Annotated in this window: 19 protein-coding genes; 7 read left to right on the forward strand and 12 right to left on the reverse strand. The window is 64.3% G+C overall.

What is annotated here, in order from left to right:
* Window positions 1-31 precede the first annotated feature (31 nt).
* A complete protein-coding gene (locus tag FGK64_RS16600; RefSeq protein WP_138864935.1) occupies window positions 32-2044 on the forward strand; it encodes a M3 family metallopeptidase in 2013 nt (670 codons plus the stop codon).
* 112 nt (window positions 2045-2156) lie between these two features.
* On the opposite strand, the gene FGK64_RS16605 is transcribed toward FGK64_RS16600, so the two are convergent.
* The 7 genes from FGK64_RS16605 to FGK64_RS16635 all read right to left on the reverse strand — a co-directional run bounded on the left by FGK64_RS16605 (window position 2157) and on the right by FGK64_RS16635 (window position 10511).
* Window positions 2157-3089, reverse strand: coding sequence for a 2-hydroxyacid dehydrogenase (locus FGK64_RS16605; RefSeq protein ID WP_138864936.1), 933 nt, complete (start codon window positions 3087-3089; stop codon window positions 2157-2159).
* A gap of 20 nt (window positions 3090-3109) precedes the next feature.
* Entirely contained in the window at window positions 3110-4258 is a 1149-nt protein-coding gene (rodA, locus tag FGK64_RS16610; protein ID WP_138864937.1) for a rod shape-determining protein RodA, read from the reverse strand.
* Entirely contained in the window at window positions 4255-6198 is a 1944-nt protein-coding gene (mrdA, locus tag FGK64_RS16615) for a penicillin-binding protein 2 (protein ID WP_138864938.1), read from the reverse strand. The genes rodA and mrdA overlap by 4 nt, the downstream gene beginning before the upstream one ends.
* Entirely contained in the window at window positions 6195-6734 is a 540-nt protein-coding gene (locus tag FGK64_RS16620) for a rod shape-determining protein MreD (RefSeq protein WP_138864939.1), read from the reverse strand. Before FGK64_RS16620 ends, mrdA begins: the two co-directional genes overlap by 4 nt.
* Window positions 6727-7635 (reverse strand): rod shape-determining protein MreC, encoded by a 909-nt coding sequence (gene mreC / locus FGK64_RS16625; protein WP_138864940.1) that lies wholly within the window; start codon window positions 7633-7635, stop codon window positions 6727-6729. The genes FGK64_RS16620 and mreC overlap by 8 nt, the downstream gene beginning before the upstream one ends.
* 62 nt (window positions 7636-7697) lie before the next feature.
* Window positions 7698-8744 (reverse strand): rod shape-determining protein, encoded by a 1047-nt coding sequence (locus FGK64_RS16630; protein WP_138864941.1) that lies wholly within the window; start codon window positions 8742-8744, stop codon window positions 7698-7700.
* Between the two features lie 192 nt (window positions 8745-8936).
* A complete protein-coding gene (locus tag FGK64_RS16635; protein WP_138864942.1) occupies window positions 8937-10511 on the reverse strand; it encodes a 2-isopropylmalate synthase in 1575 nt (524 codons plus the stop codon).
* 419 nt (window positions 10512-10930) lie between these two features.
* Between FGK64_RS16635 and FGK64_RS16640 the strand changes: the two genes are divergently transcribed.
* Window positions 10931-12757 carry a sensor histidine kinase gene (locus FGK64_RS16640; RefSeq protein WP_171054111.1) on the forward strand — a complete coding sequence of 609 codons (1827 nt, stop codon included), beginning with the start codon at window positions 10931-10933 and terminating at the stop codon, window positions 12755-12757.
* A gap of 171 nt (window positions 12758-12928) precedes the next feature.
* Here FGK64_RS16640 and FGK64_RS16645 read toward each other — a convergent pair whose 3' ends face one another.
* The gene (locus FGK64_RS16645; protein WP_138864944.1) at window positions 12929-14329 is read right to left on the reverse strand and encodes an MORN repeat-containing protein; all 1401 of its coding nucleotides are present in this window, start codon (window positions 14327-14329) and stop codon (window positions 12929-12931) included.
* Window positions 14330-14492: 163 nt separating this feature from the next.
* Between FGK64_RS16645 and FGK64_RS16650 the strand changes: the two genes are divergently transcribed.
* The gene (locus FGK64_RS16650; protein WP_138864945.1) at window positions 14493-16151 is read left to right on the forward strand and encodes an NAD+ synthase; all 1659 of its coding nucleotides are present in this window, start codon (window positions 14493-14495) and stop codon (window positions 16149-16151) included.
* Window positions 16152-16340: 189 nt separating this feature from the next.
* Here FGK64_RS16650 and FGK64_RS16655 read toward each other — a convergent pair whose 3' ends face one another.
* Complete coding sequence (locus tag FGK64_RS16655) at window positions 16341-16733, reverse strand: metallopeptidase family protein (RefSeq protein WP_138865035.1); 393 nt, start codon at window positions 16731-16733, stop codon at window positions 16341-16343.
* A gap of 153 nt (window positions 16734-16886) precedes the next feature.
* Between FGK64_RS16655 and wrbA the strand changes: the two genes are divergently transcribed.
* The 3 genes from wrbA to gltX all read left to right on the forward strand — a co-directional run bounded on the left by wrbA (window position 16887) and on the right by gltX (window position 20287).
* Window positions 16887-17477, forward strand: coding sequence for an NAD(P)H:quinone oxidoreductase (wrbA, locus tag FGK64_RS16660; protein ID WP_138864946.1), 591 nt, complete (start codon window positions 16887-16889; stop codon window positions 17475-17477).
* 87 nt (window positions 17478-17564) lie between these two features.
* Complete coding sequence (locus FGK64_RS16665; protein ID WP_138864947.1) at window positions 17565-18896, forward strand: NAD(P)/FAD-dependent oxidoreductase; 1332 nt, start codon at window positions 17565-17567, stop codon at window positions 18894-18896.
* A 65-nt stretch (window positions 18897-18961) separates the two neighbouring features.
* A complete protein-coding gene (gene gltX, locus FGK64_RS16670) occupies window positions 18962-20287 on the forward strand; it encodes a glutamate--tRNA ligase (protein WP_138864948.1) in 1326 nt (441 codons plus the stop codon).
* Between the two features lie 244 nt (window positions 20288-20531).
* Here the strand turns inward: gltX and FGK64_RS16675 are convergent, their stop codons facing one another.
* Window positions 20532-21104 carry a gamma-glutamylcyclotransferase family protein gene (locus FGK64_RS16675; RefSeq protein ID WP_138864949.1) on the reverse strand — a complete coding sequence of 191 codons (573 nt, stop codon included), beginning with the start codon at window positions 21102-21104 and terminating at the stop codon, window positions 20532-20534.
* Window positions 21105-21199: 95 nt separating this feature from the next.
* Here FGK64_RS16675 and FGK64_RS16680 point away from each other — a divergent pair, with 95 nt between their 5' ends.
* On the forward strand, window positions 21200-21631 hold the full coding sequence (locus FGK64_RS16680; protein ID WP_138864950.1) for an RrF2 family transcriptional regulator: 432 nt from the start codon (window positions 21200-21202) through the stop codon (window positions 21629-21631).
* A gap of 9 nt (window positions 21632-21640) precedes the next feature.
* On the opposite strand, the gene FGK64_RS16685 is transcribed toward FGK64_RS16680, so the two are convergent.
* Both FGK64_RS16685 and FGK64_RS16690 read right to left on the reverse strand, forming a co-directional pair.
* Entirely contained in the window at window positions 21641-24169 is a 2529-nt protein-coding gene (locus FGK64_RS16685) for an ABC transporter permease (protein WP_138864951.1), read from the reverse strand.
* The gene (locus tag FGK64_RS16690; RefSeq protein WP_138864952.1) at window positions 24166-24861 is read right to left on the reverse strand and encodes an ABC transporter ATP-binding protein; all 696 of its coding nucleotides are present in this window, start codon (window positions 24859-24861) and stop codon (window positions 24166-24168) included. Before FGK64_RS16690 ends, FGK64_RS16685 begins: the two co-directional genes overlap by 4 nt.
* Window positions 24862-24886 lie beyond the last annotated feature (25 nt).

Raw genomic sequence — 24886 nt, forward strand, 5'->3', positions numbered from 1 at the left:
TCGTCTAGGGTGACGCCAAAGGAGTGCCGCAATGCCCAATCCGATTCTTGCCGACTGGACCACACCGTTCCAGATTGCCCCCTTCGACACAATCACTGACGATGATTTCGCCCCCGCGCTGGAGCGCGCGCTGGAGGCGCATCTGGCCGAGATCGACGCCATCGCCACGAACCCGGAGGCTCCGGATTTCGCCAATACGGTAGAGGCATTGGAAGCCTCGGGCGCGGCGCTGGATCGCGTTCTGTCGGTGTTCTTTACGTTGGCGGGGGCCGACAGCACCCCAAAGCGCGAAGAGTTGCAGCGGGAATTTTCCCCGAAGCTGGCCGCGCATTACGCCGGGATTTCATCGAACAAGGCGCTGTTCGCACGGTTGGATGCCGTCTGGCAGGGGCGCGACGGGCTTGACCTGACGGCGGAACAGGCGCGTGTGCTGATGCTGACCCATCGCGGGTTCGTCCGCTCGGGCGCGGCGCTGGACGGGGCCGAGGATGCGCGGATGCGCGAGATCAAGTCGCGGCTGGCGACGCTGGGCACCGCCTTTACCCAGAACCTGCTGGCGGATGAACGCGACTGGTCGATGGATCTGGACGCCGACGGGCTGAAAGGCCTGCCCGACTTTCTGGTACAGGCCGCGCAGGCGGCGGGCCGCGACAAGGGCGCGCCGGGGGCGGTAATTACCCTGTCGCGGTCATTGATCGTGCCCTTCCTGCAGTTTTCGCCGCGCCGCGACCTGCGCGAAATCGCCTATCGGGCCTGGGCCGCGCGCGGCGCCAATGGCGGCGCGACCGACAACCGCGAAATCGCCGCCGAAACGCTGGCTCTGCGGCAGGAACGGGCGCAGCTGCTGGGCTACGATACCTTTGCGCGCTACAAGCTCGACACCGAAATGGCCGGTACGCCCGACCGGGTGCGCGACTTGCTGATGCAGGTCTGGGAGCCGGCCCGCGCCCGTGCGCTGGCCGATGCCGAAGTGCTGACCGCGATGATGCAGGCCGAGGGCGTGAACGGCCCGCTCGAACCCTGGGACTGGCGCTACTACGCTGAAAAACGTCGCGCGGCGGAACACGACCTAGACGAGGCGGCACTGAAACCCTACCTCCAGCTGGATCGCATGATCGAGGCGGCTTTCGACTGCGCCAACCGCTTGTTCGGGCTAAGTTTTCACCAGCTTGACGTGCCGCTCTACCACCCCGATTGCCGGGCGTGGGAGGTACGGCGCGACGGCAAACACGTCGCTGTCTTCATCGGGGACTATTTCGCGCGTGGCTCGAAACGGTCGGGGGCGTGGTGCTCGGCGATGCGGTCGCAGGCAAAATTCCCCGAAATCCAGGCTCCGGTGGTGATCAACGTCTGCAATTTCGCCAAGAGTACGCCTGCGCTGCTGTCATATGACGATGCGCGAACGCTGTTCCACGAATTCGGCCACGCACTGCACCAGATGCTGTCGGATGTGACCTATGAAAGCGTGTCAGGCACCTCGGTGGCGCGCGATTTCGTGGAACTGCCCAGCCAGCTTTACGAACACTGGCTTGAAGTGCCCGAGGTGCTGCGCAGCTTTGCCACCCATGTCGACACGGGCGCCCCGATGCCGCAGGCGATGCTGGACAAGGTGCTGGCCGCCGCGAATTTCGATCAGGGCTTCCAGACCGTGGAATATGTCGCCTCGGCGCTGGTCGACCTGGAATTTCACGACAACGCGCCCCCCGTGGACCCTATGGCACGGCAGGAGGAAATCCTCGACTCGCTGGGAATGCCACATGCGATCGGGATGCGTCACGCAACGCCTCAGTTCGCACATGTCTTCTCGGGCGATGGCTATTCTTCTGGGTATTACAGCTATATGTGGTCCGAAGTGATGGACGCCGATGCCTTCGCCGCGTTTGAGGAGGCGGGAGACGCCTTTGACCCGACGCTGGCACGTTCGCTGGAAGACACGATCCTGTCGACCGGCGGCAGCCGTGACGCGGCCGAGCTTTATACCGAATTCCGAGGCCGCTTGCCCGGTGTTGACGCTCTTCTCAAAGGGCGCGGTCTCGCGGCCTGATTGCGCCTGCGACGCAAGCCTCCGGCGAGAGTTGTTGGACCGAAAAGAAGGTGGAACGTCCTGGCTTCTTTTCGGCTCAAACACTCAAAACCGAACCTGTCAGCAGGCGGCCTCAATAGCCGCTGTCACGGTCTACCAGGTACAGGAAGGGCTGGCCCGATTCGCCGCGCGCGATGTTTTCGGCGATGATGCGGCTGGCGCTGGCGGGTCTCGTTTCCGAGGCGCAATGTGGTGTGACAGTCACCCTGGGGTGCGCCCAATAGGAGTGGTCGGCGGGCAGTGGCTCGATCCGGAAGGTATCAAGCGTGGCATGGCCGATCTGGCCGCTGTTCAAGGCATCGATCAGCGCGTTGTCGTCGATCAGCGGACCGCGTCCGGGGTTCAGGATCACCGCGCCGCGCGGCAGCGCGGCCAGTGTTTCGGCATTCAGCGTATTCTCGGTCGCGGGGGTGTCGGGCAGGAGCAGTACGAGGATCTCGGCCTCGGCTAGTGTTTCGGTCAGCCCGTTTTCACCGTGGTGGCAGGTGACACCGGCGATCTCCTTGGGCGAGCGGCTCCAGCCGCTTACCTTGAAACCAAGCCCGACAAGCGTTTCCGCGCAGGCGCGGCCTAGTGCGCCAAGGCCAAGGATCGCAACGCTGCGGTCCTGCGCCAGTGGCGGTACGATCAGGTTCCATTCCTGATCCGGATTCACGATATAGGCATCCATCCCCAGATGATGGCGCAGCACATGGCCGGTAACCCATTCGATCATGCCCTGTGTCAGCCCGTCGTCGACCATCCGAGCCAGCGGCACGGTCAGCGTGTCGTTGCGGGTGATGCCCTCGACCCCGGCCCAAAGGTTCAGAACCGCTTTCAGCCGGGTGTAGGGGGTGAAATCCTGCACGTCGCTGTTGGGCGCGTACACCATGTAATCCACCTCATCCGGCGCGAAATCGCGGCGCAGGTCATAATCCAACCCCTTATCGTCCAGCGCGCGGCGCAGATGCGGTTCATACGTTGGCCAGCGTTCTTCTTTGGCGGCGAAGAGGATATTGACAGTCATGAAGGTCCTGGGTTCGTGGATCAGTTGCGCCCGCGCGGGCGGTGGATATGGGCGCTTTGCACAAGGCCGAAACCTACCATGAGCACCAGCATCGCCGATCCGCCATAGCTGACCATGGGCAGCGGTACACCGACGACGGGGGCCAGCCCCATGACCATCGACATGTTGACGGCGAAGAACAGAAAGAAGGTGATCGCCACGCCCAGCGTGACCAGAGATGAAAACCTGTCGCGCGTCGCCATGGCCGTGGCGATACAGAAGATGATGATGAGCATGTAAAGCGCCAGCAGCGAAATGCCCCCGACGAATCCGAATTCCTCGGCCAGGGTGGTGAAGATGAAATCGGTGTGTTTCTCGGGCAGGAAGTTCAGCCGCGATTGGGTGCCTTGCATGAAACCGCGCCCGGTCCAGCCGCCCGATCCCAGCGCGATCTTGGATTGCGTGATGTGATAGCCTGCGCCCAGCGGGTCCGACGCCGGGTCAAGAAACGTGTCGATCCGGCGGTATTGATAATCCTTCAGCAGCTGCCACGGCGTTCCCCGGCTTTCAAACACCGCCGTGATCAGGCCGATCCCGGCGGCGATCACCGCGGTGAAATAGGCCCAGTGCACGCCCGCCAGGAACATCAGCCCGCCGCCCGCCGTGATCAGCAGGATCGAGGTGCCAAGGTCGGGCTGACGCAGAACAAGGTAGGTCGGGAACAGGATGATCACCAGCGGCACCAGCACCCAGAACGGGCGCGAGGTGCGGTGCCCCGGCAGCCAGTCGTAATAGGCCGCCAGCAGCATGATCAGCGTGATCTTCATCAACTCCGAGGGTTGCAGCCGCATGAACCCGATGTCGATCCAACGTTGCGCGCCTTTGCCTTCGATGCCGACAAGTTCGACCGCGATCAGCAGGACGACCGAAATCAGATAGGCGGCCACCGACATGTTGCGCCAGAACCAGACCGGCACCATGGCGACCACCAGCATCACGCTGAGCCCCAAGATAAAGCGTTTCATCTGCGGCTCTGCCCAGGGGCTTAACGAGCCTCCGGCGACCGAGTAGAGCTGAAGAAAACCCACACCGGCAACGCTGCACAACAGCAGGATCAGCGGCCAGTTCAGATACAGCACCTTACGAAGGCCACTGGGCGTGGATTTGACGTTATACTCAAGATAGCTCATGCGCGGTCGCTGCGCACGGGGGCGCGCTCGTCCTGTTCGCGTTGCAGTTTTTCCTGCTGCGCCTTGATGCGATTACGGTCGGCGGTGGGGTAAGCTTCCAGAGGCGGCGTGCCTTCGTAAAGCGCCTGCAACATCACGTCCCGCGCGATGGGTGCGGCCGCGGTCGATCCGCCGCCGCCATGTTCCACAACAACCGATACCGCGTATCGCGGCGCCTCGACAGGCGCAAAGGCCACGAAGAGCGCGTGATCTCGCCGCTCCCACGGCAGATCGCGGTTGTTGATGACCCCGGCGGCGCGTTCGGCGGCAGTGATGTTGCGCACTTGGCTGGTGCCGGTCTTGCCGGCCATGCGCATGCCCTCGGCCACGATACGCGATTTATAGGCGGTGCCGCGCCGGTCGTTCATCACGGCGTTCATGCCGCGCCGCACCTGCCGCAGGTGGTTTTCGTTCAGCCCCAGCGGTTCATTCGCACCCAGCGGTTCCTCGACCCCGTCGACCGAGCGGACCAGACGCGGCTCGATCGCGCGCCCCGTGGCAAGGCGCGCCGTCATCACGGCCAGTTGCAGCGGAGAAGCCAGCATATAGCCCTGACCGATGGCCGAGTTCGCGGTATCCCCGATCAGCCAGTCCTGATTGTGCACGCGTTTCTTCCACGCCCGGTCCGGGGCCAGCCCGCTGGCCACCGCCGACATTGGCAGATCGTGGCGCACGCCCAGCCCCAGCCGCTGTGCCATGGCCGAGATATTGTCGATCCCGACTTTCATCGCGACATCATAGTAGTAGACGTCACAGCTTTGCTTCAGCGAATTCATCAGGTCGACATGCCCGTGCCCGCCGCCCTTCCAGCAGTGAAACCGCCGCCCCGACACCTCGAGGTGGCCGGGGCACCACACCGTTTCCTCGGGGCCGACGGTCCCGGCCTCCAGCGCGGCCAACGCAGTGATCATCTTGAAGGTCGAGCCGGGCGGATAGGTGCCCTGCACCGACTTGTTGGCCAGCGGGCGATAAGGGTCGTTGGTCAGCGCGCGGTAATCGGCAACCGAAATCCCCTGAACGAACAGGTTCGGGTCGAAACTGGGCGACGACACGATGGCGCGGATATCGCCGGTTTCGCAATCCATCACCACGGCGCTGGCGCTTTCGTTTCCCAGTCGCGCCTGCACATAGGATTGCAGATCGGCGTCCAGCGTCAGCTGCAGATCGGCGCCCGCCTGCCCGTTGCGGCGGTCCAGCTCGCGCATCACGCGGCCGGTGGCGTTCACTTCGACCCGCTTGGCCCCGGCCTTGCCGCGCAGCACATCCTCGCGCTTGGCTTCCAGCCCGACCTTGCCGATCTGAAAGCGCGGAATCCGCAGCACCGGCTCGGGGTCTTCGATCTGTTGCAGGTCATAGTCGCTGACCGGGCCGACATAGCCGACCACATGCGCCATATCCGCGCCATGCGGATAGACCCGCGTGAGGCCCACCTCGGGCGTGACCCCGGGCAGAGCGGGGGCGTTCACCGCGACGCGGCTGACATCGTCCCAGCTGACCCGATCGGCAAGCGTGACGGGCAGGAAGGGTGCGCTGCGGCGCATTTCCGTCATGGCCTGCTCCAGCTCTTCCGGATTCAGGGCCACAAGCCGCGACAGATCGCCGATCACCTTGTCCACGTCGCCCGCATCTTCGCGTACCATGACGATGCGATAGCTCGGCACGTTGCGGGCCAGCACCTTGCCGTTGCGGTCGAACAACTCGCCCCGGTTGGGGGCGATCAGGCGGATGTTGATGCGGTTTTCCTCGGCCAGCAGGCGGAACTGGTCGGCCTGCTCGACCTGCATATACCGCATCCGCATGGCCAGGGTTCCGGCAAAGGCCAGCTGCAAACCGCCCAGCACCAGTGCGCGGCGGCCCAGCTTGCGGTGCGATTGTTCCTGATCCTTCGGATTGCGTTTCACGCCCGGCCTCCGATTGCCCCGGCATCGCTGGGGGTGGGTTTGCGCACGCCCATCACCGTCTGACTGACAAACACGACCAGAGGGTAGACCGCAATCGTCAATACCATCTGGATCACGGTGGGCGAAAGGGGGGGCATCGGCACCAGAAGTAACGTCAGCGTCAACCGGTTCAGCACAGCAATGGCCACCATCACCGCAGCCACCGCGATCCATTCCACCACAAAGCTGCTGTCGCCCGGCGCGTAGACCCGGCTTTTCAGGTATTCGGCCCCCAGCACCACCAACAGCGCCATCAGCCCGGGCGGGCGCTGGAACAGCAGATCGGCCATCAACATCATCAGCGCAAGGCTTAGGGCAGGCACGTAATCGGGCCTCCGCATCACCCAGGCAAAGGCGAAGGCCAAAATCAGATCCGGCGGCGCCCAGCGGCGTGGCACGGTGTCCAGCGGGATCAGGTGAAAGAAGATGATCGCCACCACCAGCAGCACGAACACGATTCGTCGTGACCAGACATGAGGCGCAGAATAGTCAGCCATCGCCCGGGTCCGGCTGGGTGCTTTCGGCCTGCGCAACGGGGGCAGAGGGGGCAACCACGTGGCCCGGATCGGCCACGGATTCCGTGCCGTGGTGGCGTAGCACGCGCAGGTATTCCAACCGCTCGTAATCGGCAGCCAAACGCACGCGCAGCTGCCCGCTGGGAGCGGCCGCCACCTGCCCGATCAGCAGGCCGGCGGGAAATACCCCGCCATCGCCCGAACTGGTGACCCGGTCGCCCGGGCGCACGGATTCGGCGTTTTCCAGAAAATCGATCACCGGGGCCATCGAATTGTCGCCCCGGATCAGCGCCGATTGCCCCGAAGGCTGGATGATCGCGGGCACTGCACTAGCCGCATCGGTCAGCAGGATCACGCGCGAGGTGGTATCGCCGGTGCCCGAAATCCGCCCGACCAGCCCGATACCGTCCATCGCGGCCCAGCCATCAACGATCCCGTCGCGCGCGCCCACGTTCAGCAGCACGGATTGGCGAAAGGGCGATCCGCTGTCGGCCATCACCACGCCGGTGACAAAGGTCAGCCGCGGGTCAAGTCGCACGTTGTTCAAATCCAGCAGGCGCGCGTTTTCCTGTTCCAGTTGCAGCGCCGCCTCTTTCCAGGCCTGCATCTGGCGCAATTCGCTGCGCAGTTCCCGGTTCTGTTCCGCAAGGCGTTGATAGCTTTGGAAATCACGGAACAGGTTGATGGTGGCGGTCACTGGAACCAGCGCCCAGTCCATATTGGGTACAACCTTGTCGGTCACCTGGGCGCGAAACCGTTCGACGCGCGGGCTGTCGATGCGCCAGACCAGAAGGATCGCGATCAGGCACAGGCAGACGACCCCCAGCAGCAAGCGCCGCAGCGGGCCGGAATAGTCATCGCGCTGTGAGCGGTCCTTGGCCAAGAGAATGCCCTTTTGCGTCCCGGTTGGTGGCAACCGGGGCTGTGCAGGAAAGCCTGCGCGCCCTAGCTGTCGTAGTCAATCGCGTGGCGCAGCTGCTTTTCGTATTCCAGCGCCTTGCCGGTGCCCAAGGCCACGCAGTTCAACGATTCATCGGCGATCGACACGGCCAGGCCGGTCTGTTCGCGCAGCGCCAGGTCCAGGTCGCCCAGCAGCGCGCCGCCGCCAGTCAGCATCACGCCACGGTCGACGATATCGGCCGCCAGGTCAGGCGGGGTGGCTTCGAGCGCGGTCATCACCGCCTCGCAGATCTGCTGGACGGGTTCGGCCAGCGCCTCGGCGACCTGCGCCTGGCTGATTTCAATCTCTTTCGGGACGCCGTTCAACAGGTCGCGGCCGCGAATCTGCATGCTTGTGCCGCGTCCGTCATCGGGCATGCGGGCGGTGCCAATGCTGGTCTTGATGCGTTCGGCGGTGGATTCCCCCACCAACAGGTTCTGCTGGCGGCGCAGGTAACTGATGATTGCCTCGTCCATGCGGTCGCCACCGACGCGGACCGAGCGAGCATAAACGATGTCGCCCAGCGACAGCACGGCCACCTCGGTGGTGCCGCCGCCAATGTCGACAACCATATTGCCGGTCGGGTCGGTGATTGGCATCCCGGCGCCGATGGCTGCCGCGATGGGTTCCGCGATCAGCCCGGCGCGGCGCGCGCCCGCGCTCAGAACCGACTGGCGGATCGCGCGCTTTTCAACCGGCGTCGCGCCATGGGGCACGCAGACGATGATCTTGGGCTTCGAGAAGGTCGAGCGTTTGTGCACCTTGCGGATGAAATGCTTGATCATTTCCTCGGCGGTGTCGAAATCGGCAATCACGCCTTCGCGCATCGGGCGGATCGCCTCGATGCTGCCCGGCGTCCGGCCCAGCATCAGCTTGGCGTCCTCGCCCACGGCCAGCACCTTCTTGACGCCATCCTTGACGTGATAGGCCACCACCGAAGGTTCGCTCAGGATCACGCCCCGGCCCTTGACGTAAACAAGCGTGTTGGCCGTTCCAAGGTCAATCGCCATGTCCGCCGTGAACAAGCCGCCGAGAAAATCGAAAAATCCCATCCAAGATTGACCCTGTATGAACTGCAATTTGGCCCGCGACTCAAACATGACCGCAGGCGATGCCGTTATAGGCCCGTGTCCGATTGGGTTAAAGCGGGGAATCCGCGACGGCTGGCGTCATTCCGCTGGGTCGTCGCGCCAGGAACCGGCAGCAGGCACCGGGGCAGGGCAGGGCCCGCCCCGGCGCGTCTCTTACGACACGTCCTTGTATGAAATCTCGCGCCGGTCTTCGCCGGGGGCGGATTTCGCGCGCCGCACCACCAGCCGGTTCAGCGCGTGGATATAGGCCTTGACGCTGGCCACCACCGTATCGGTGTCGGCGGACTGGCCGGTCACGACGCGCCCGTCTTCCTCCAGCCGGACCGACACGGTGGCCTGCGCATCGGTGCCTTCGGTCACGGCGTGTACCTGGTAGAGTTGCAGCCGCGCCGAATGCGGAAACAGCGCCTTGACCGCGTTGAAGGCTGCATCGACCGGGCCGTCGCCGGTTTGTTCGGTCTTCTGCTCGCTTCCGCCGATCTCAAGCACCATATCGGCCGATTGCGGCCCCGAGGTGCCGCAGACCACGCGCAGCGATTTCAGCTTGATGTGATCGTTTTCCGGGTCTTCGCCGGCGCGCATCAGCGCAACGATATCGTCGTCGTAGACCTCTTTCTTGCGGTCGGCGAGTTCCTTGAAGCGCACGAACACGTCTTTCAGCTGGTTTTCGCCCACTTCGAAGCCAAGGTGCTTCAGCTTGTCGCGCAGCGCCGCGCGGCCCGAGTGCTTGCCCATCACGAGGTTGGATTCGGTCAGGCCCACGTCCTCGGGGCGCATGATCTCGAACGTCTCGACGTTCTTCAGCATCCCGTCCTGATGGATGCCCGATTCATGGGCAAAGGCGTTCTTGCCAACGACCGCCTTGTTGAACTGCACCGGGAACCCCGACACGGTCGCCACCCGGCGCGAGATGTTCATGATCTTGGTGGTGTCGACGTTGGTGTGCCAAGGCATGATGTCATGGCGCACCTTCAGCGCCATCACGACTTCCTCCAGCGCGGTGTTGCCGGCACGTTCGCCAAGGCCGTTGATGGTGCATTCGATCTGGCGCGCGCCACCGGCCACGGCGGCAAGGCTGTTGGCCGTCGCCATGCCAAGGTCGTTGTGGCAGTGGGTAGCAAAGATCACCTCGTCCGCGCCCGGCACTTCGGCGATCAGGCGGCGGATCAGCTCGGCCGATTCGACCGGCGCGGTATAGCCAACGGTATCGGGGATGTTGATCGTGCTGGCCCCGGCCTTGATCGCAATCTCGACCACGCGGGCCAGGTAATCCCATTCCGTCCGGGTGGCATCCATCGGCGACCACTGCACGTTGTCGCAAAGGTTGCGGGCATGTGTCACGGTTTCGTGGATGCGCTCGGCCATTTCATCCTGCGACAGGTTCGGAATGGCGCGGTGCAGCGGCGAGGTGCCGATGAAGGTGTGGATGCGGGGCTGCGCGGCGTGTTTCACGGCCTCCCAGCAGCGGTCGATGTCGGGCAGCTGCGCCCGCGCCAGCCCGCAGATCACCGAATTGACCGAGTTCTTCGCGATCTCGCTCACGGCCTTGAAATCGCCTTCCGAGGCGATCGGGAACCCGGCTTCGATGATGTCGACGCCCATCTCGTCCAGCAGCGCGGCGATTTCCAGCTTCTCGGCGTGGGTCATGGTAGCGCCGGGCGATTGTTCGCCATCACGAAGCGTGGTGTCAAAAATCAGCACGCGATTTTTGTCGGTGGTCTGTGTCATGTCGGTACTTTCTGTATCTGTCCTAAAGCCAATGGCGCGCAGGCATCATCCTCTGAGCGGGCGCGCCTGATGGCACGCTCAGAGGCGTGTTAGGAACAGTAGGCCAAGCGCGCGGGCACTGCCCCGGGGGGCAGGCAGGCATGGGATATGGGCGCGCTGTGTCATGGGCGCAGGTTATACCGGGCCTGCCGCGAATGAAAAGCGTGTTTTTTCGAAGGTTCGCCAAGACGCGATCTGGCGACAGCAAAGGCGATACCTGTGCAACTTGGCAACAGGGTGACGCTATTCACAGTCAGATCGCGCATTTAGGTTTTGCGTGCCGATGGGCGGCTTACAACTATGGTCTGTGCCGGAAAGCCGCACCACAAGCGCCACCGGAATCATACAAGAAACGGCGAAAGCCAGAGGCCATAGCAGTAATGATCACGACATGCGCCACTCTGGCGCCTGCAGACCCGGCTGTGGAACTGGTGCTGGCCATCTGCGGCCTGCTGATCGGCCTGCTGATCTGGGTGCGCCGCTATCGTGACATGCCGGGCTATCGCCTGTTCGCCTTTTCGCTGGTTGGCATGTTCTGGTGGCTGCTGACGATGGGGTTTGAAATTTCGGCGCCCGTCGCGGATTGCAAGGTGTTCTGGGCCCGCGCCGCCTGGCCCGGCATCGTGGTAACGGCCACAAGCTGGGCGATGTTCCTGTATGAAAACGCCCTGTCGCGGCGGTTGCCTGTGCGGTTGCGGGTGCTTGGGTTGATCGTCGCGCCCGCCGTGATCAGCGCGATGGCCCTGACCAACCCTCTGCACCAGATGTTCTATGGTCCGGGTACGGTCATGACGTCCGGCGGTGATCGGCTGTCAATGTCCTATGACCACGAAACGCTGTTCTATATCTCCGTTGGCTACATCTATGTTCTGATCGTCACCAGCATCTCGATTGCGACGGCCGCGACCCTTCAGGCGGCCCCGATCCTGCGCCGCTTCTACGTCAAGCTGTTGCTGGTCACGATGGCGCCGATCGTGGCCAACCTGTGTTATCTGATCGGCGGCATGACCCTGTTCGCAGCCGATCCGACATCCTTTGCCTTTTCGTTTTCGCTGGTGGCGGTGATGTGGCTGATTGCTGACGGCCGCTGGATCGACAGCAGTGCCATGGGGCGCGATCTTCTGTTTTACACGTCGTCGGATCCGATCCTGATCGTAACCGAGGATGGGACGGTGAAGGAGTTCAACCCCGAGGCGCGCGCTGTCTTCGGGGCAGAGGCCGCCCACAAAGGCGGGCTTGCCTGGGACTTGCCCGATGCCGGTCCGGCACTTCGCGCGATTGCCGACGGCACCCGGCGTGCCGAAGAAACGCTGATCGAACGTGGCAGCCGAAGCTACGCCCCGCGGATTTACCCGCTGCACTTCCGGCCCCGTAATGCCCGGGTCGGCTGGGTCGTGGTGCTGGCCGATGTGACGGCGCAACGGAATGCGGCGCGTACGATGCAAGAGGCGGCAGAACGGGCGCAGGCCGCGGATCTGGCCAAGACCAATTTCCTTGCAACCGTCAGCCACGAGCTGCGCACACCGCTGACGGTTATCCGGGGCGTGCTGAAGTTGCTGCAAGCCAACGCCAAGAACCTGCCACCAGAGCAGATAGACCAGTTGCTGGCCCGCGCTGTGCGCAATTCGGAAACGCTGGCCGTGCTGGTGAACGACCTGCTGGATCTCCAGCGCATCGAAAGCGGCGATTTGAACCTGCGCTGCGATGCGGTGGACCTGGGGGCCACACTGGACGAGGCGATAGCTGGCCTGCAGGGCGAGATCGATCAAAAATCAATCCTGATGGGACTGCGCCGCCCCGAAAGCCCGATCATCCTGCGTGGCGATGCAAAACGGGTGAAGCAGGTTCTGACCAACATCCTGTCCAATGCAATCAAATTCTCGACGGACGGTGGCGCGGTATCTGCGTGGTTTGAAATGGGCGATGGATTCGTGGATGTCGTGATCCGAGACCGAGGCATCGGGATTCCGGAGGGTGCCGAGGAAAAGGTATTCGGCCGTTTCACCCAGGTGGACGATTCCGAAACCCGCAGCGCCCGCGGCTCGGGCCTCGGACTGCATATCTCGCGCCGCATCATGCGCGAGCTGGACGGCGATATCAGCTATACCAGCGTACTCGGTAAAGGCTCGGTCTTCCGGATGCGCCTGCCCCTACAGGCCGACGCGGGTCTGTCGCAGGCCAAGCTAAACGCGCACGAACCCGCCTGAGCGAGTGCACGTTGAAATCGTGGCTGGGGGCTCTGCCCCCGTCCGCTCGCGCGGACTCCCCCGGGATATTTGGGCCCCAAAGAAGGAAGAGGAAGCCCGGTTTCCTGGGGATGAAGGTTTCCCCTCCGGAGGCTTCGCGTGCAGCGCGAAAACGGCAGGAGGCCGCCGGGCTCACCCGTCGTCGCGGTTGAGCGCGCCGTTCTCCCAGGTGCCGCTGGCTTCCTGCCCAGAGGTGTAGCGCATTGTGCCCTGGCCCTGACGCTTGCCATCCACGAATTCGCCTTCGTAGACATCGCCATTGGCATAGGTCGCCGTGCCGCTGCCGGTCATTTCACCTTCGGCCCATTGGCCAACGTATCTGAACCCGTCAGGATAGGTGATTTCGCCCATGCCGTCGCGTTGCCCCGCCTTGAAGTCGCCGGTGTAGACAGACCCGTTGGCATAGGTGGCCGTGCCCTTGCCTTCGCGCTGGCCCGCGACCCAGTCGCCTTCGTAGCGGCGCCCGTCCGGGTAGGTATAGGTGCCTGTCCCATCGTTCAGCGCGTTCTTGAAACTGCCCTGGTAGACCGTGCCGTTGGCATAGGTCGCCGTGCCCTCGCCTTCGATCACCCCCGCGACCCAGTCGCCTTCATAAGTCGAGCCATCGGGATAGGTGATCGTGCCGGCGCCATCGGGCAGGTCGGCGCGGAACTGGCCCTCGTAGACCGATCCATCTGGATAGGTCACGCGACCTTGGCCCTCGATCTGTCCCGCGACCCAGCTGCCTGTGTAGACATAGCCATCCGAGCCGGTGAACGTGCCCTGGCCATCGCGGCGGTCATCGGTAAAGCTGCCCTCATAGACATCGCCATTGGCATAGTCGACGCGGCCTTCGCCCTGGCGGCGACCGCCGGCGAATGCGCCGGTGTAGATGTCGCCATTGGCCTGGATCAGCTTGCCCTGGCCTTCGCTTTGCCCGGCAACCCAGTCGCCTTCGTAAATCATGCCATCGGGCAGCGTCAGCTTGCCCGTGCCGCTGCGCTCGCCTGCGGCAATACCGCCTTCATAAACCGCGCCGTCGGAATAGGTGATCGTGCCCTGGCCCTGTTTCTCGCCATCCACCCAGTCGCCGGAATAGACGTATCCGCTGGGGCTGCGCATGGTGCCGGTGCCGTGAAGTTCGGCGTCGCGAAATTCGCCTTCGTAGCGCACGCCGTTGGCGTAAACGATCAGCCCGCTTCCATTGATCTTGCCGTCGGCCCATTCGCCCTCATACGTGCCGCCGTCGGAGAAGGTGATCTTGCCCACGCCTTCGGGTTTGCCCTTGGCGAATTCACCCTCGTACACCGAACCGTTCGGAAACCGCGCAATGCCTTTGCCGCGGATTTCGCCGTCGACCCAGTCGCCGCTGTATTCATAGCCGTTGGGCAGCCGATAGGTTCCGGTGCCGTGCTGAAGCCCGCTGCGGAAGGTGCCCTCGTAGACGCCGCCGATATCGTCCTGCGTGGTCAGGATTTCCGAATTCTGCGCCTGCGCCGGAAGGGCCAGGGCCAGGGTCAGCGCGGCTGCGGTGGAAAGACTGGCTGTTTTCATGCGAGTGTCCGTCGGCCTCCTCGTGCCGGCGCGTGGATCGGGCCGACGAGGCAAAACTAGGCGACCCATCGGCGTGGGGCAATGTCTTTTGGCGCAATCGCCTTTTCCCCGGCCACCGATCTGGGTAAGGACAAGGCGAACCAGGCAGAAGGGCGGGCATCGGATGAGCGATCGGTTTCGGGTGACATTGGCGCAGCTCAACCCCGCCGTGGGGGACCTGGCAGGCAATGCGGCCAAGGCGCGCGAGGCCTGGGAACAGGGCCGCGATGCGGGGGCCGACCTGGTCGCGATGACCGAGATGTTCATCACCGGCTACAACGCGCAGGATCTGGTGAAGAAACCTGCGTTTTACCTGGATGCGATCAGCCACATCCGCCAGTTGGCGGTTGATTGTGCCGATGGTCCGGCGCTTGCCATCGGCGGACCCTGGATCGAGGGCACGCAGCTGTACAACGCCTATTTCATCCTCAAGGGCGGGCAAATCGCGAACACGGTGCTGAAGCATCACCTGCCCAATGAAACCGTCTTCGATGAGGTGCGGATTTTCGACTCCGGTCCGTTGGGCGGGCCCTATTCGGTCGGCAATACGCGCGTCGGCTCGCCGATCTGCGAAGATGCCTGGCACGAGGATGTGGCCGAGACTCTGGCCGAGACGGGGGCCGAGTTCTTGCTGGTACCGAACGGTTCGCCCTATTACCGGGGCAAGCACGATACGCGGCTGAACCACATGGTTGCCCGCGTGGTCGAGACCGGCCTGCCGCTGATTTACCTCAACATGGTGGGCGGACAGGACGATCAGGTCTTCGACGGGGCAAGCTTTGGGTTGAACCCGGGTGGCACGTTGGCCTTTCAGATGCCGCAGTTCGATGTGGCGATCACCCATGTCGATCTGCATCGGACGCCTGACGGCTGGCGGATCAAGCAGGGCGAGGAACACGCCCATGCCTCGGAGTGGGAGCAGGATTATCGCGTGATGGTGCAATCCCTGCGCGATTACATGGGCAAGACCGGGTTCAGGAAGGCGCTGCTGGGCCTGTCGGGCGGGGTGGACTCGGCGATTGTGGCCACCATAGCGGCGGATGCCATCGGGCCGGAAAACGTGCGCTGTGTGATGCTGCCGTCGGAATATACCTCGGCCGAGTCGCTGGAGGATGCCGAAGCAGCGGCGCGCGCGCTGGGTTGCCCCTATGACCATGTTCCGATCTCGCAGGCCCGCGCGGCGGTGACCGAGACTTTGGCGCCGATCTTCGCGGGCACCAAGCCCGACCTGACCGAGGAAAACATCCAGTCGCGTCTGCGCGGGCTGCTGCTGATGGCGATGAGCAACAAGTTCGGCGAGATGCTGCTGACCACGGGCAACAAATCCGAGGTCGCGGTGGGGTATGCCACGATCTATGGCGACATGGCGGGGGGGTACAATCCGATCAAGGATCTCTACAAGACCCGCGTGTTCGAGACCTGCCGCTGGCGCAATGAAAACCACCGCGACTGGATGATGGGGCCGAAGGGCACGGTGATCCCGGAACGGATCATCACCAAACCGCCTTCGGCCGAGTTGCGTCCCGACCAGAAGGACAGCGACAGCCTGCCGGACTATCCCGACCTCGACGCAATGCTGGAGATCCTGGTGGACCGCGACGGGTCAATCGCCGATTGCGTGGCTGCGGGCTTCGACCGTGAGGTGGCGCAAAAGGTTGAGCGGTTGATTTACCTGAGTGAATACAAGAGGTTCCAATCCGCGCCCGGCGCGCGGCTGACAAAAGGGGCCTTCTGGCTGGACAGGCGCTATCCCATCGTCAACCGCTGGCGCGATCCTTCTTAGGGTGAATGCGGGCTCTGCCGCCATCGGCGAGAACCTGAAAAGGACAAGAGGGGGCTCTGCCCCCGCCCGCTGCGCGGACTCCCCCGGAGTATTTCGGGAATAATGAAGGGGATCACGTCTGCTTTTTTGAGGCAATAAACATCCTCGCCGGGGGCATCGCGCGGCACGCGCGATCAGGGCGCGGCGAGGCTATTCCCACCATCGGTCGATTTCGGCGATGTCATCGTCGCTCCAGCCGAAGTGATGCGCGAATTCGTGGATCGTGACATGGGCGATCAGCGAGGCCAGCGCGACATCGCCGCGCCCGCGCCACTCGGCCAGGATCGGTTCGCGGAACAGCCAGACCGTGTCCGGCGCCATGGGCGTATCCCAGACGGATTTCTCGGTCAGGGGGATGCCTTCGTAGAGGCCTGTGAGATCGACGGGATCGGTGATATCGAGTTCGGCCAGCATCTCGGGCGCGGGCCAATCGGCCACGATCAGCGCCACTTCGGCGGCGTGGGGTCGGAATGGGCTGGGCAGGGCGTTGATCGTGGTGTGCGCCACGCGATAAAAATACTGCTCTGACGTGTCGCGGCTCATGTCAGCGATATAGGCGACGGGCCGGTCAGGCAGAAGGGGGGCGCGGCGCATTGTGCAATGGCGCATGGCGGACGTGCGCCGATCTGGAGTGACCAAAGCCGTGGGCGACCTAAGTTGCATGAGAACGAAGCAACCCACGGAAAGGACACGCCCATGAGCTCTGTCAAACTGCTGATTCCCTTCTACACCACCTATGGTACCAATCATGCGATGGCGGAACATGCCGCCGAAGTCGCCCGCGAGGCGGGTGCGGATGTCCGACTGCGCCGGTTTGCCGAAACGGCGCCTGACGAAGTGGTAAACGGGCAGGACGCGTGGAAAGCTCAGCTGGAGAAAATGCAGGACATTCCTGTTGTCACCACCGATGACATGGAATGGGCCGATGCCTACTTGTTGTCGGCACCCACGCGCTATGGTTCGGTGCCGTCGCAAGTGCAGGCCTTCATCGACACGCTCGGTCCGCTTTGGCAGAAGGGCGCGTTGGCCGACAAGGTTGCAAGCGCAATGACCTCGACCTCGACCGCGCATGGCGGGCGCGAATCGACCCTGCTGGGGCTCTACGTGACCTTCATGCACTGGGGCGCTGTCATCGTGGCGCCGGGCTACACGGATGAAGTGATGTTCGAGCTTGGGACACCGTATGGCGCCTCGGCCAATGCCGGCGAAGCCACTGACACGGTCAAGAAGGTGGTCGCACATCAGACACGCCGGGTGATCGACATGGCAGGCCGAATCTCGGGGTAGGTGTAACCAGGGCACAGGCGCGGGCATTCTGGTACAGCCTGCTCCGGCCCACTGGACCGGCCTGTGGCGGCTTGGCTAAATGCCGTTATGCCCGGTCCGACGCTGCCACCGTTTGAGAGTGACCACCGCCTGCCTGATCGCGTCGATACCGTCGTGATCGGCGGCGGAATCGTGGGGGCGTCCACGGCGCTGGAACTGGTCGAACGGGGCCAGTCCGTGCTGCTTTGCGAGAAGGGTCAGATCGCGGGCGAGCAATCCAGCCGCAACTGGGGCTGGGTGCGCCTGTCGCAGCGTGATCCGCGCGAGATTCCCCTGATGATCGAATCGATCCGCCTGTGGCACGGGCTTGAGGCGCGCACAGGGCAGCGCACGGGCTATCGCGCCTCTGGCATCCTGTTTGGTTGCAGGTCCGAGCGCGAGGTCGAGAACAACGGGGCTTGGGCGCGGCATCTGGAAGGGCGCGATTCCGTGAATGCGCGCATCGTCAGCGGGTCAGAACTGGATACGCTGCTTCCGGGGCGCAATCTGGCGCTGAAGGGCGCGCTGTATTCTCCGACCGATGGCAGGGCCGAACCGCAGTGGGCGACCACTGCTATTGCCGATGCCGCGCGTAGGGCCGGGGCCACGGTGATGACCAGTTGCGCCGTGCGCAGTCTGTACCTTGAGGCCGGGCGGGTGGCCGGCGTGGTGACCGAGAAAGGCCGCGTGCGTGCCGATGCGGTGGTGCTTGCCGCTGGCGCGTGGTCGCGGCTGTTCGCGGGCAATTCCGGGGTGGCGCTGCCGCAGTTGAAGGTGCTGAACACCGTCATGCGCACCACCCCTGTCGATGGGCCCGAGACTGCGCTGTGGTCGGATGAGTTTGCCTTTCGCAAGCGGGTCGACGGGGGCTATTCCGTGGCTTCGGGCCATGAAAACACGGTTGATATCGTGCCCGACAGCTTTCGCCTTGCTCGGGCCTTTCTACCGGCACTGCGGGCCGAGTGGCGCTCGCTACGGTTTCGGCTGTCATCGCGCTGGGGCGAAGAGGCGGCGCAGGCGCGGCGCTGGCGACCGGACGAGATGACGGCGTTTGAACAGTGCCGCGTGCTGGACCCGGCGCCCTCTCGGCATGCACTCCGGCGCAGCCTGGCCGCCCTGCGTCGGGCGTTCCCGATATTTGAGCAGGCCGATGTGGTGCAAAGCTGGGCCGGCATGATCGATGTGACTCCGGATGCGGTCCCGGTCATTTCGGGCGTCGATACGGTGCCGGGGCTGTTCATCGCCACCGGATTTTCCGGGCATGGCTTTGGCATCGGTCCGGGGGCGGGCTGTTTGATGGCCGATATGGTTATGGGCACCGCTCCGGTGGTGGACCCGACGCCGTTCCGCCTGTCGCGGTTCCACGATGGCAGCCGGGTGAGGCCCGACCCGGGGTACTGAGCGCCCCGACGAACTGGACAAACCGGGGTTCCTGTGACAACACGCGCCCAAGCTGGAGAACCCTGATGACCACCACCCGTTTCGCGCCGTCCCCGACCGGATACATCCACATCGGCAACCTGCGCACCGCGCTGATGAATTTCCTGATCGCCCGCAAATCGGGCGGCGAATTTATCCTGCGTATCGACGATACCGATCCCGAGCGCTCGAAGGAGGAATATGTCGAGGGCATCAAGGAAGACCTGACGTGGCTTGGCCTGCATTGGGACCGGATCGAGCGGCAATCGCTTCGGCTGGACCGCTATGCAGAGGCGGCAGACGCCCTGCGCGCGGCGGGCCGATTCTACGAGGCGTTTGAAACGCCGGTTGAACTGGATCTCAAACGGAAGAAGCAGCTGAACATGGGCAAGCCCCCGGTCTACGACCGGGCCGCGCTGGCACTGTCCGAGGCGGAAAAGGACAAGCTGCGCGCCGAGCGCGGGCAGGGCGTGTGGCGTTTCAAGCTGGACCGGGAACGGATCGTCTGGGCTGATGGCATCCTTGGCGACATCTCGATCGATGCGGCCAGCGTCAGTGACCCGGTGCTGATCCGGGGCGACGGTCAGGTGCTGTATACGCTGGCTTCAGTGGTCGATGACACCGAGATGGGCGTGACACACGTTGTACGCGGCTCGGACCACGTGACCAATACGGCGACGCAGATTCAGATCATGCAGGCGCTGGGCCACGGCCACCCGCAATTCGCGCATCACTCGCTGCTAACAGGACCGCAGGGCGAATCCCTGTCGAAACGGCTGGGCACGCTGTCGCTACGCGATCTGCGCGCCAAGGGTGTCGAACCGATGGCGCTGTTGAGCCTGATGGCGCGGCTGGGGTCCGCGGATCCGGTCGAGCTGCAAACCGATATGGGGCGGCTGATCGACGGCTTCGACGTGACGCGCTTTGGTGCGGCGCCCACGAAGTTCGACGAGGCGGACCTCTATCCGCTGACCGCGCACTACCTGCAAACGCTGCCGCTGTCCGAGGTGCGCGATCATGTCGCCGCCTTGGGCGTGCCCGACGATATTGCCGAACCGTTCTGGCTGATGGCGCGCGAGAATATCACCACGCTGGGTGACCTTGGCCAGTGGTGGGCACTGTGCCGCGACGGCGCCGATCCACTGATCGCCCCGGAAGACGCAGATTTCATCGCGCAGGCTATGGCGATGCTGCCTTCGGGGCCGTTCGACGCGACGACTTGGGGCACTTGGACCTCGGCCGTGAAAGACGCCACGGGCCGCAAAGGCAAGCAGTTGTTCATGCCCCTGCGCAAGGCGGTCACAGGTCAGGAGCGTGGTCCGGAAATGGCAGCTCTGCTGCCGCTGATGCAGGTGATCCGCGCCCGCGGCTGACAGGAGCAGGGAACTCTGAACGCGCAGTCCGGAGACGCCAATCAAAGAACGAGGGGGCTCTGCCGCCCACCGCCGGGAGGCGGCAATAAGGGAAGAAGGGGGCTCTGCCCCCGTCCCTGCGGGACTCCCCCGGAGTATTTTCGTGAAGGTGAAACTGGGGTGCCCTGTTTTTTTGGGCTACAAATATCCTGGGGGTGAATTGGCCGTAGGCCAAGAGGGGGCAAAGCCCCCCTTTAAGGTCTGGTCATTCTTCGATGAAGCCGACGTTCAGTGCCGCGAGATGATGATCCACGAGTGCGGTTTCGTCCGTGCTCAGTTGCTGGTGGCGCGGGTATCGGGGGGCCGCGCGGTCATGGATGATCGGCGTAGCCCAGCCTGAGGTGGTGTCGAAGAACCGCTGCGCGCCCGCTTCGCCGAATTCGCGAAGGAAGCCTTGCACCACCACATCGATATAGCTGAGCAGGACCGGGAACAGCCGGGCGGGGTCGTGGCTCGGGTCTTCAGGAACAACGTAGACGGCGATGTCCAAAGACCCTTCGACCGGGTGGCTGACGGCTTCGTTGGCGGGCAGCCGGTCATAGGCATATTCTCGCAGATCCAGCGCGGCCCAGTCGGCATTGGGAACCCGGGCAATCAGCCCCTCGATTTCGCAGGTTTCATCCGGCACGACCGTCAGGAAGGCGATGTTGCTTTTGCTGGTGTGGCGCCAGTGGCGACGCCAGCCGCGCAGGCGGGCTCTCTCGGCGCCCGGAAAGTCATGTGTCGCGCGGTTCACCAGGCTGCCATAGCCGAAGAAGTAGGGGTCTTTCTGCGCCAAAATTAGCTCCGTAAGTTTTTTCGCCCATTTGATGCAGGTCAAATAGCGGATTCGCAACCTGTGTCATACACCGCCAACCCTGCGGGAGAGATACAATGCGCCTGACCAAACGTACCGACATGGCCATTCGGCTTCTGATGTACTGTTCGGCACACTCTGACAGGCTTGTCACCAAGACGGAAGTGGCCGAAGCCTGTGATCTGTCTTTCAACCATCTGGCCCAGATCGTGCTGCAACTGGCGCGTCTTGAACTGATCGTCACGCGGCGCGGACGCAATGGCGGATTTTCCCTTGGCCGGCCTGCGGAAGAGATTTGCATCGGCGGTGTCGTGCGTGCGCTGGAGCCGAAGCCCGTTCTGCCGGAAAATTGCCGTGAGGACTCGGCGGTGCCCTGCCGGGATATCGCCACCTGTCTGTTTCGAAAGTCGCTTCTTGTCGCGACCGAGGCATTCCTGTCCACGCTGGATGGTCTGACCCTGGCTGACCTGGCGAACAACGCTGCGGGGCCAGCGCGCATTCCCGCCTGACTGCGGCTCCTATTCCCGCGCGCGCAGGATTCCCGCCGGACGAGCGGCAAGCGGGCGCCATGCAAACATCAGCCCGGCAAGAAGCGTTGCCAGCACCCCGCCCGCGACAATCCCGATGGCCGAGGGCCAGATGACGCGGTAGGCGGTATCGAAAATGAAGGTTGCCACGGCCCATCCGCCTGCAATGCCGGCAAGGATCGCCACGGCTCCGGCCGCCACGCCCAGCAGCGCGGCGCGCAGGGCAAAGCTGATCAATATCCTTTGGCGGGGCGCGCCCAGCGTTTTCAGGACCGCGGCCTCATAGGTGCGCGCGCCTTCGCCAGCGGCGGCTGCGCCGATCAGTACCAGGAACCCGGTCAGCAAAGTTGCCCCCGCGCCCCAGGATGTGGCGGCGGCGAGACCGTCCAGCATCTCGGCCACACGGTCGATGGCATCGCGCACCCGGATCGCGGTGATGTTCGGGTAGGCGCTGGCGAGATCGCGCAGGATCGCCGCCTCGGCCTCGGGCTCGGCGTAGACGGTCGAGATATAGGTGTGCGGCGCAGCCTCCAGCGCGGCGGCGTTCATCGTGATGACAAAGCCGATGCCCGCATTGGAAAAATCCACTTCGCGGAAGCTGGTGATGGCGGCGGTGATGTCGCGGCCAAGGATGTTCACGGTGATCGTGTCGCCCAGCGACAGGCCCAGCTCGGCGGCTTCCTCAGCGGCAAAGCTGATTTCCGGCGGGCCGTCATAGCCTGCGCCCCACCAGCTGCCCGCCGTCAGGCGGCTGCGGGCGGGCATGGCATCGGCATAGGTGATGCCCCTGTCGCCACGCACGACCCAATGGCCGCCGGCCACTTCTTCGGCGGGCTGGCCGTTGATGCGGGTGATGACCCCGCGCAGCATCGGGGCGCTGTCGACACGGCTGACCGCCGGGTCATTGGCGAGCCGGTCGGAAAACCCCTGCATCTGGTCCTTCTGGATGTCGACGAAGAAATACGAGGGCGCGACATCCGGCAACTCTCCGGCGATGGCATTGCGCAAATTGCCGTCGATCTGGCCAACGGCGGCCAGCACCGACAGGCCCAGCCCCAGCGACAGCACGACCGAGGCGGCGGCCTCGCGCGGGCCGGAAATGGCGGCCAGCGCCCAGCGCAGGGCGGGGCGGCCGCGGGCGGGCAGGGTGCCCGCACGCGCAAGGCGGCGCACCAAGAGCGCGGCGCCTGCCAGCAGCAGCAACGCCCCGGCCAGGCCTCCGGTTGTCCACAGCGTCAGCCAGACCGTGCCGCTGAACCACATTGCAAGACCCACCAGCAGCGCCAGCCCAAGGCCCACGGCCACAAGGTAGCGCAGTGGCGGCAGCGCCCGGGCCGACGACAGCGCATCGCGGAACAGGGTGGCAGCGCGCACTTCTTCCGTTCGGGCCAGAGGCCAGAGGGTAAAGACAAAGGCGGTGAGCAGACCGTAGATTGCGGCTTCGGCCAGCGGGGCGGGGTAGATCGCAAAAACCGCCGGGATCGGCAGTTGTGACCCGATCACCGGCGCCAGGAGAAGCGGCACACCGCCGCCAAGGATCAGCCCGATGGCAATGCCCAGCACCGACAGCGCGGCGATCTGGAAGAAATAGGTTTGAAATATGGTGGCGCGATCGGCCCCTACCGTGCGCAGGATGGCGATGACGCCAGTCTTGCTGCCAAGATAGGCGCGTACGGCAGCCGCGACGCCCACGCCCCCGACGGCCAGCCCCGACAGGCCGACCAGCACAAGGAAAGCGCCCAGCCGCTCGACAAAGCGCGCGACGCCGGGGGCGCCATTGCGACTGTCACGCCAGCGCATCCCGTTGTCGCGGAACATCTCGCGCGCGCTGTCCGACAGGGCGGCAAGGTCGGTGCCGGGGGGCAGATCAAGCCGGTATTTCGTGGAATAGAGGCTGCCCGGGCCCAACAAACCGGACTGCGACAGCGCCGGTGTCGCCACCAATGTGCGCGGCCCAAGGCCAAACCCGGCCGAGGCGTTGTCGGGCTCTCGCACGATGATCGCGCTCAGGGTGAAGTCCTGGGTGCCAAGCGCAAAGCGATCGCCGGGGGACAGGCCCAGCCGGTCGGCCAGGACCTGTTCCATCACCGCGCCGGGGGTGTCGCCGGTACCCGCCAAGGCTGTGTCCAGAGGCATGTCGGGGGTCAGCGCCATGGTGCCGACCAGCGGATAAGCCGTATCGACGGCCTTGACCTGCGTCAGCCCGCGTTCGGTCGTGCCATCGCGGTTGACCACCGCCATCGACCGAAAATCGACGATCTCCGACACCCGCAGCGCGTTGGCCTGCATCCAGTCGCGTTCCGCCTGATCGGCAAAACGATAGGTGAATTCCATTTCGGCGTCGCCGCCAAGCAACGCCGCACCTTCGCGCACCAACCCGGCCTCGATACTGGCGCGGATGCTGCCCACGGCGGCAATCGCTGCCACACCAAGCGCGAGGCAGGCAAGGAAGATACGGAACCCGCGCAGCCCGCCCCTAAGTTCGCGACGGGCCAGACGCAAGGCGTTCGCTGTGCTCATTCCGCGGCATCCTGATGCGCGGGGGCGGCGATTTGCCCGTCGCGCAGGCGGATCACGCGGGAACAGCGCGCGGCCAGCTCGGCCGAATGAGTCACCAGCACCAGCGTGGCGCCGTGCCGGTCGCGCAGGTCGAACAGCATGTCCATGATCGCGGCGCCATTCGCTTCGTCCAGATTGCCGGTGGGTTCATCCGCCAGCAGGATATCGGGGCGCGGGGCCGAGGCGCGCGCCAGCGCCACGCGCTGTTGCTCGCCACCCGACATCTGCGCCGGGTAGTGATCGGCCCTGTGGCCAAGGCCTACGGCGACAAGTTCGGCCCGGGCGCGCGCATAGGCGTCTCGTGCGCCAGCCAGTTCCAAAGGCGTGGCGACGTTCTCCAACGCGGTCATCGTCGGGATCAGGTGAAAGGACTGAAATACCACGCCCATGTGATCGCGGCGAAAGCGGGCCAGATCGTCTTCGCCCATCGCGGTCAGATCGCGGCCCAGCGCGGTGACGCGCCCGCCGGTGGCCTGCTCCAGCCCGCCCATCAGCATCAGAAGCGAGGATTTGCCCGACCCGGATGGCCCGATCAGTGCCAGCGTATCGCCGGAATGTACGTCTAGCGTGATGCCGTGCAGGATATCGACCTGCCCGGCATTGCCTTTCAGCGACAAAGCCGCATCTTGAAGGGACAGGATCGGCTGTGTCATCGGTCACTTTCATCGGGTGGGTGCA

This window comes from Arenibacterium halophilum, assembly GCF_005938225.1.
GTDB lineage: Bacteria > Pseudomonadota > Alphaproteobacteria > Rhodobacterales > Rhodobacteraceae > Arenibacterium > Arenibacterium halophilum.

Excerpts from the sequence above, each read along its gene's own strand:
- FGK64_RS16600 (WP_138864935.1), top strand. The coding sequence starts at position 32 with ATGCCCAATCCGATTCTTGCCGACTGGACCACACCGTTCCAGATTGCC.
- FGK64_RS16605 (WP_138864936.1), bottom strand. The coding sequence starts at position 3,089 with ATGACTGTCAATATCCTCTTCGCCGCCAAAGAAGAACGCTGGCCAACG.
- rodA (WP_138864937.1), bottom strand. The coding sequence starts at position 4,258 with ATGAGCTATCTTGAGTATAACGTCAAATCCACGCCCAGTGGCCTTCGT.
- FGK64_RS16620 (WP_138864939.1), bottom strand. The coding sequence starts at position 6,734 with ATGGCTGACTATTCTGCGCCTCATGTCTGGTCACGACGAATCGTGTTC.
- FGK64_RS16630 (WP_138864941.1), bottom strand. The coding sequence starts at position 8,744 with ATGGGATTTTTCGATTTTCTCGGCGGCTTGTTCACGGCGGACATGGCG.
- FGK64_RS16635 (WP_138864942.1), bottom strand. The coding sequence starts at position 10,511 with ATGACACAGACCACCGACAAAAATCGCGTGCTGATTTTTGACACCACG.
- FGK64_RS16640 (WP_171054111.1), top strand. The coding sequence starts at position 10,931 with ATGATCACGACATGCGCCACTCTGGCGCCTGCAGACCCGGCTGTGGAA.
- FGK64_RS16645 (WP_138864944.1), bottom strand. The coding sequence starts at position 14,329 with ATGAAAACAGCCAGTCTTTCCACCGCAGCCGCGCTGACCCTGGCCCTG.
- FGK64_RS16650 (WP_138864945.1), top strand. The coding sequence starts at position 14,493 with ATGAGCGATCGGTTTCGGGTGACATTGGCGCAGCTCAACCCCGCCGTG.
- FGK64_RS16655 (WP_138865035.1), bottom strand. The coding sequence starts at position 16,733 with ATGAGCCGCGACACGTCAGAGCAGTATTTTTATCGCGTGGCGCACACC.
- wrbA (WP_138864946.1), top strand. The coding sequence starts at position 16,887 with ATGAGCTCTGTCAAACTGCTGATTCCCTTCTACACCACCTATGGTACC.
- FGK64_RS16665 (WP_138864947.1), top strand. The coding sequence starts at position 17,565 with ATGCCCGGTCCGACGCTGCCACCGTTTGAGAGTGACCACCGCCTGCCT.
- gltX (WP_138864948.1), top strand. The coding sequence starts at position 18,962 with ATGACCACCACCCGTTTCGCGCCGTCCCCGACCGGATACATCCACATC.
- FGK64_RS16680 (WP_138864950.1), top strand. The coding sequence starts at position 21,200 with ATGCGCCTGACCAAACGTACCGACATGGCCATTCGGCTTCTGATGTAC.
- FGK64_RS16685 (WP_138864951.1), bottom strand. The coding sequence starts at position 24,169 with ATGAGCACAGCGAACGCCTTGCGTCTGGCCCGTCGCGAACTTAGGGGC.
- FGK64_RS16690 (WP_138864952.1), bottom strand. The coding sequence starts at position 24,861 with ATGACACAGCCGATCCTGTCCCTTCAAGATGCGGCTTTGTCGCTGAAA.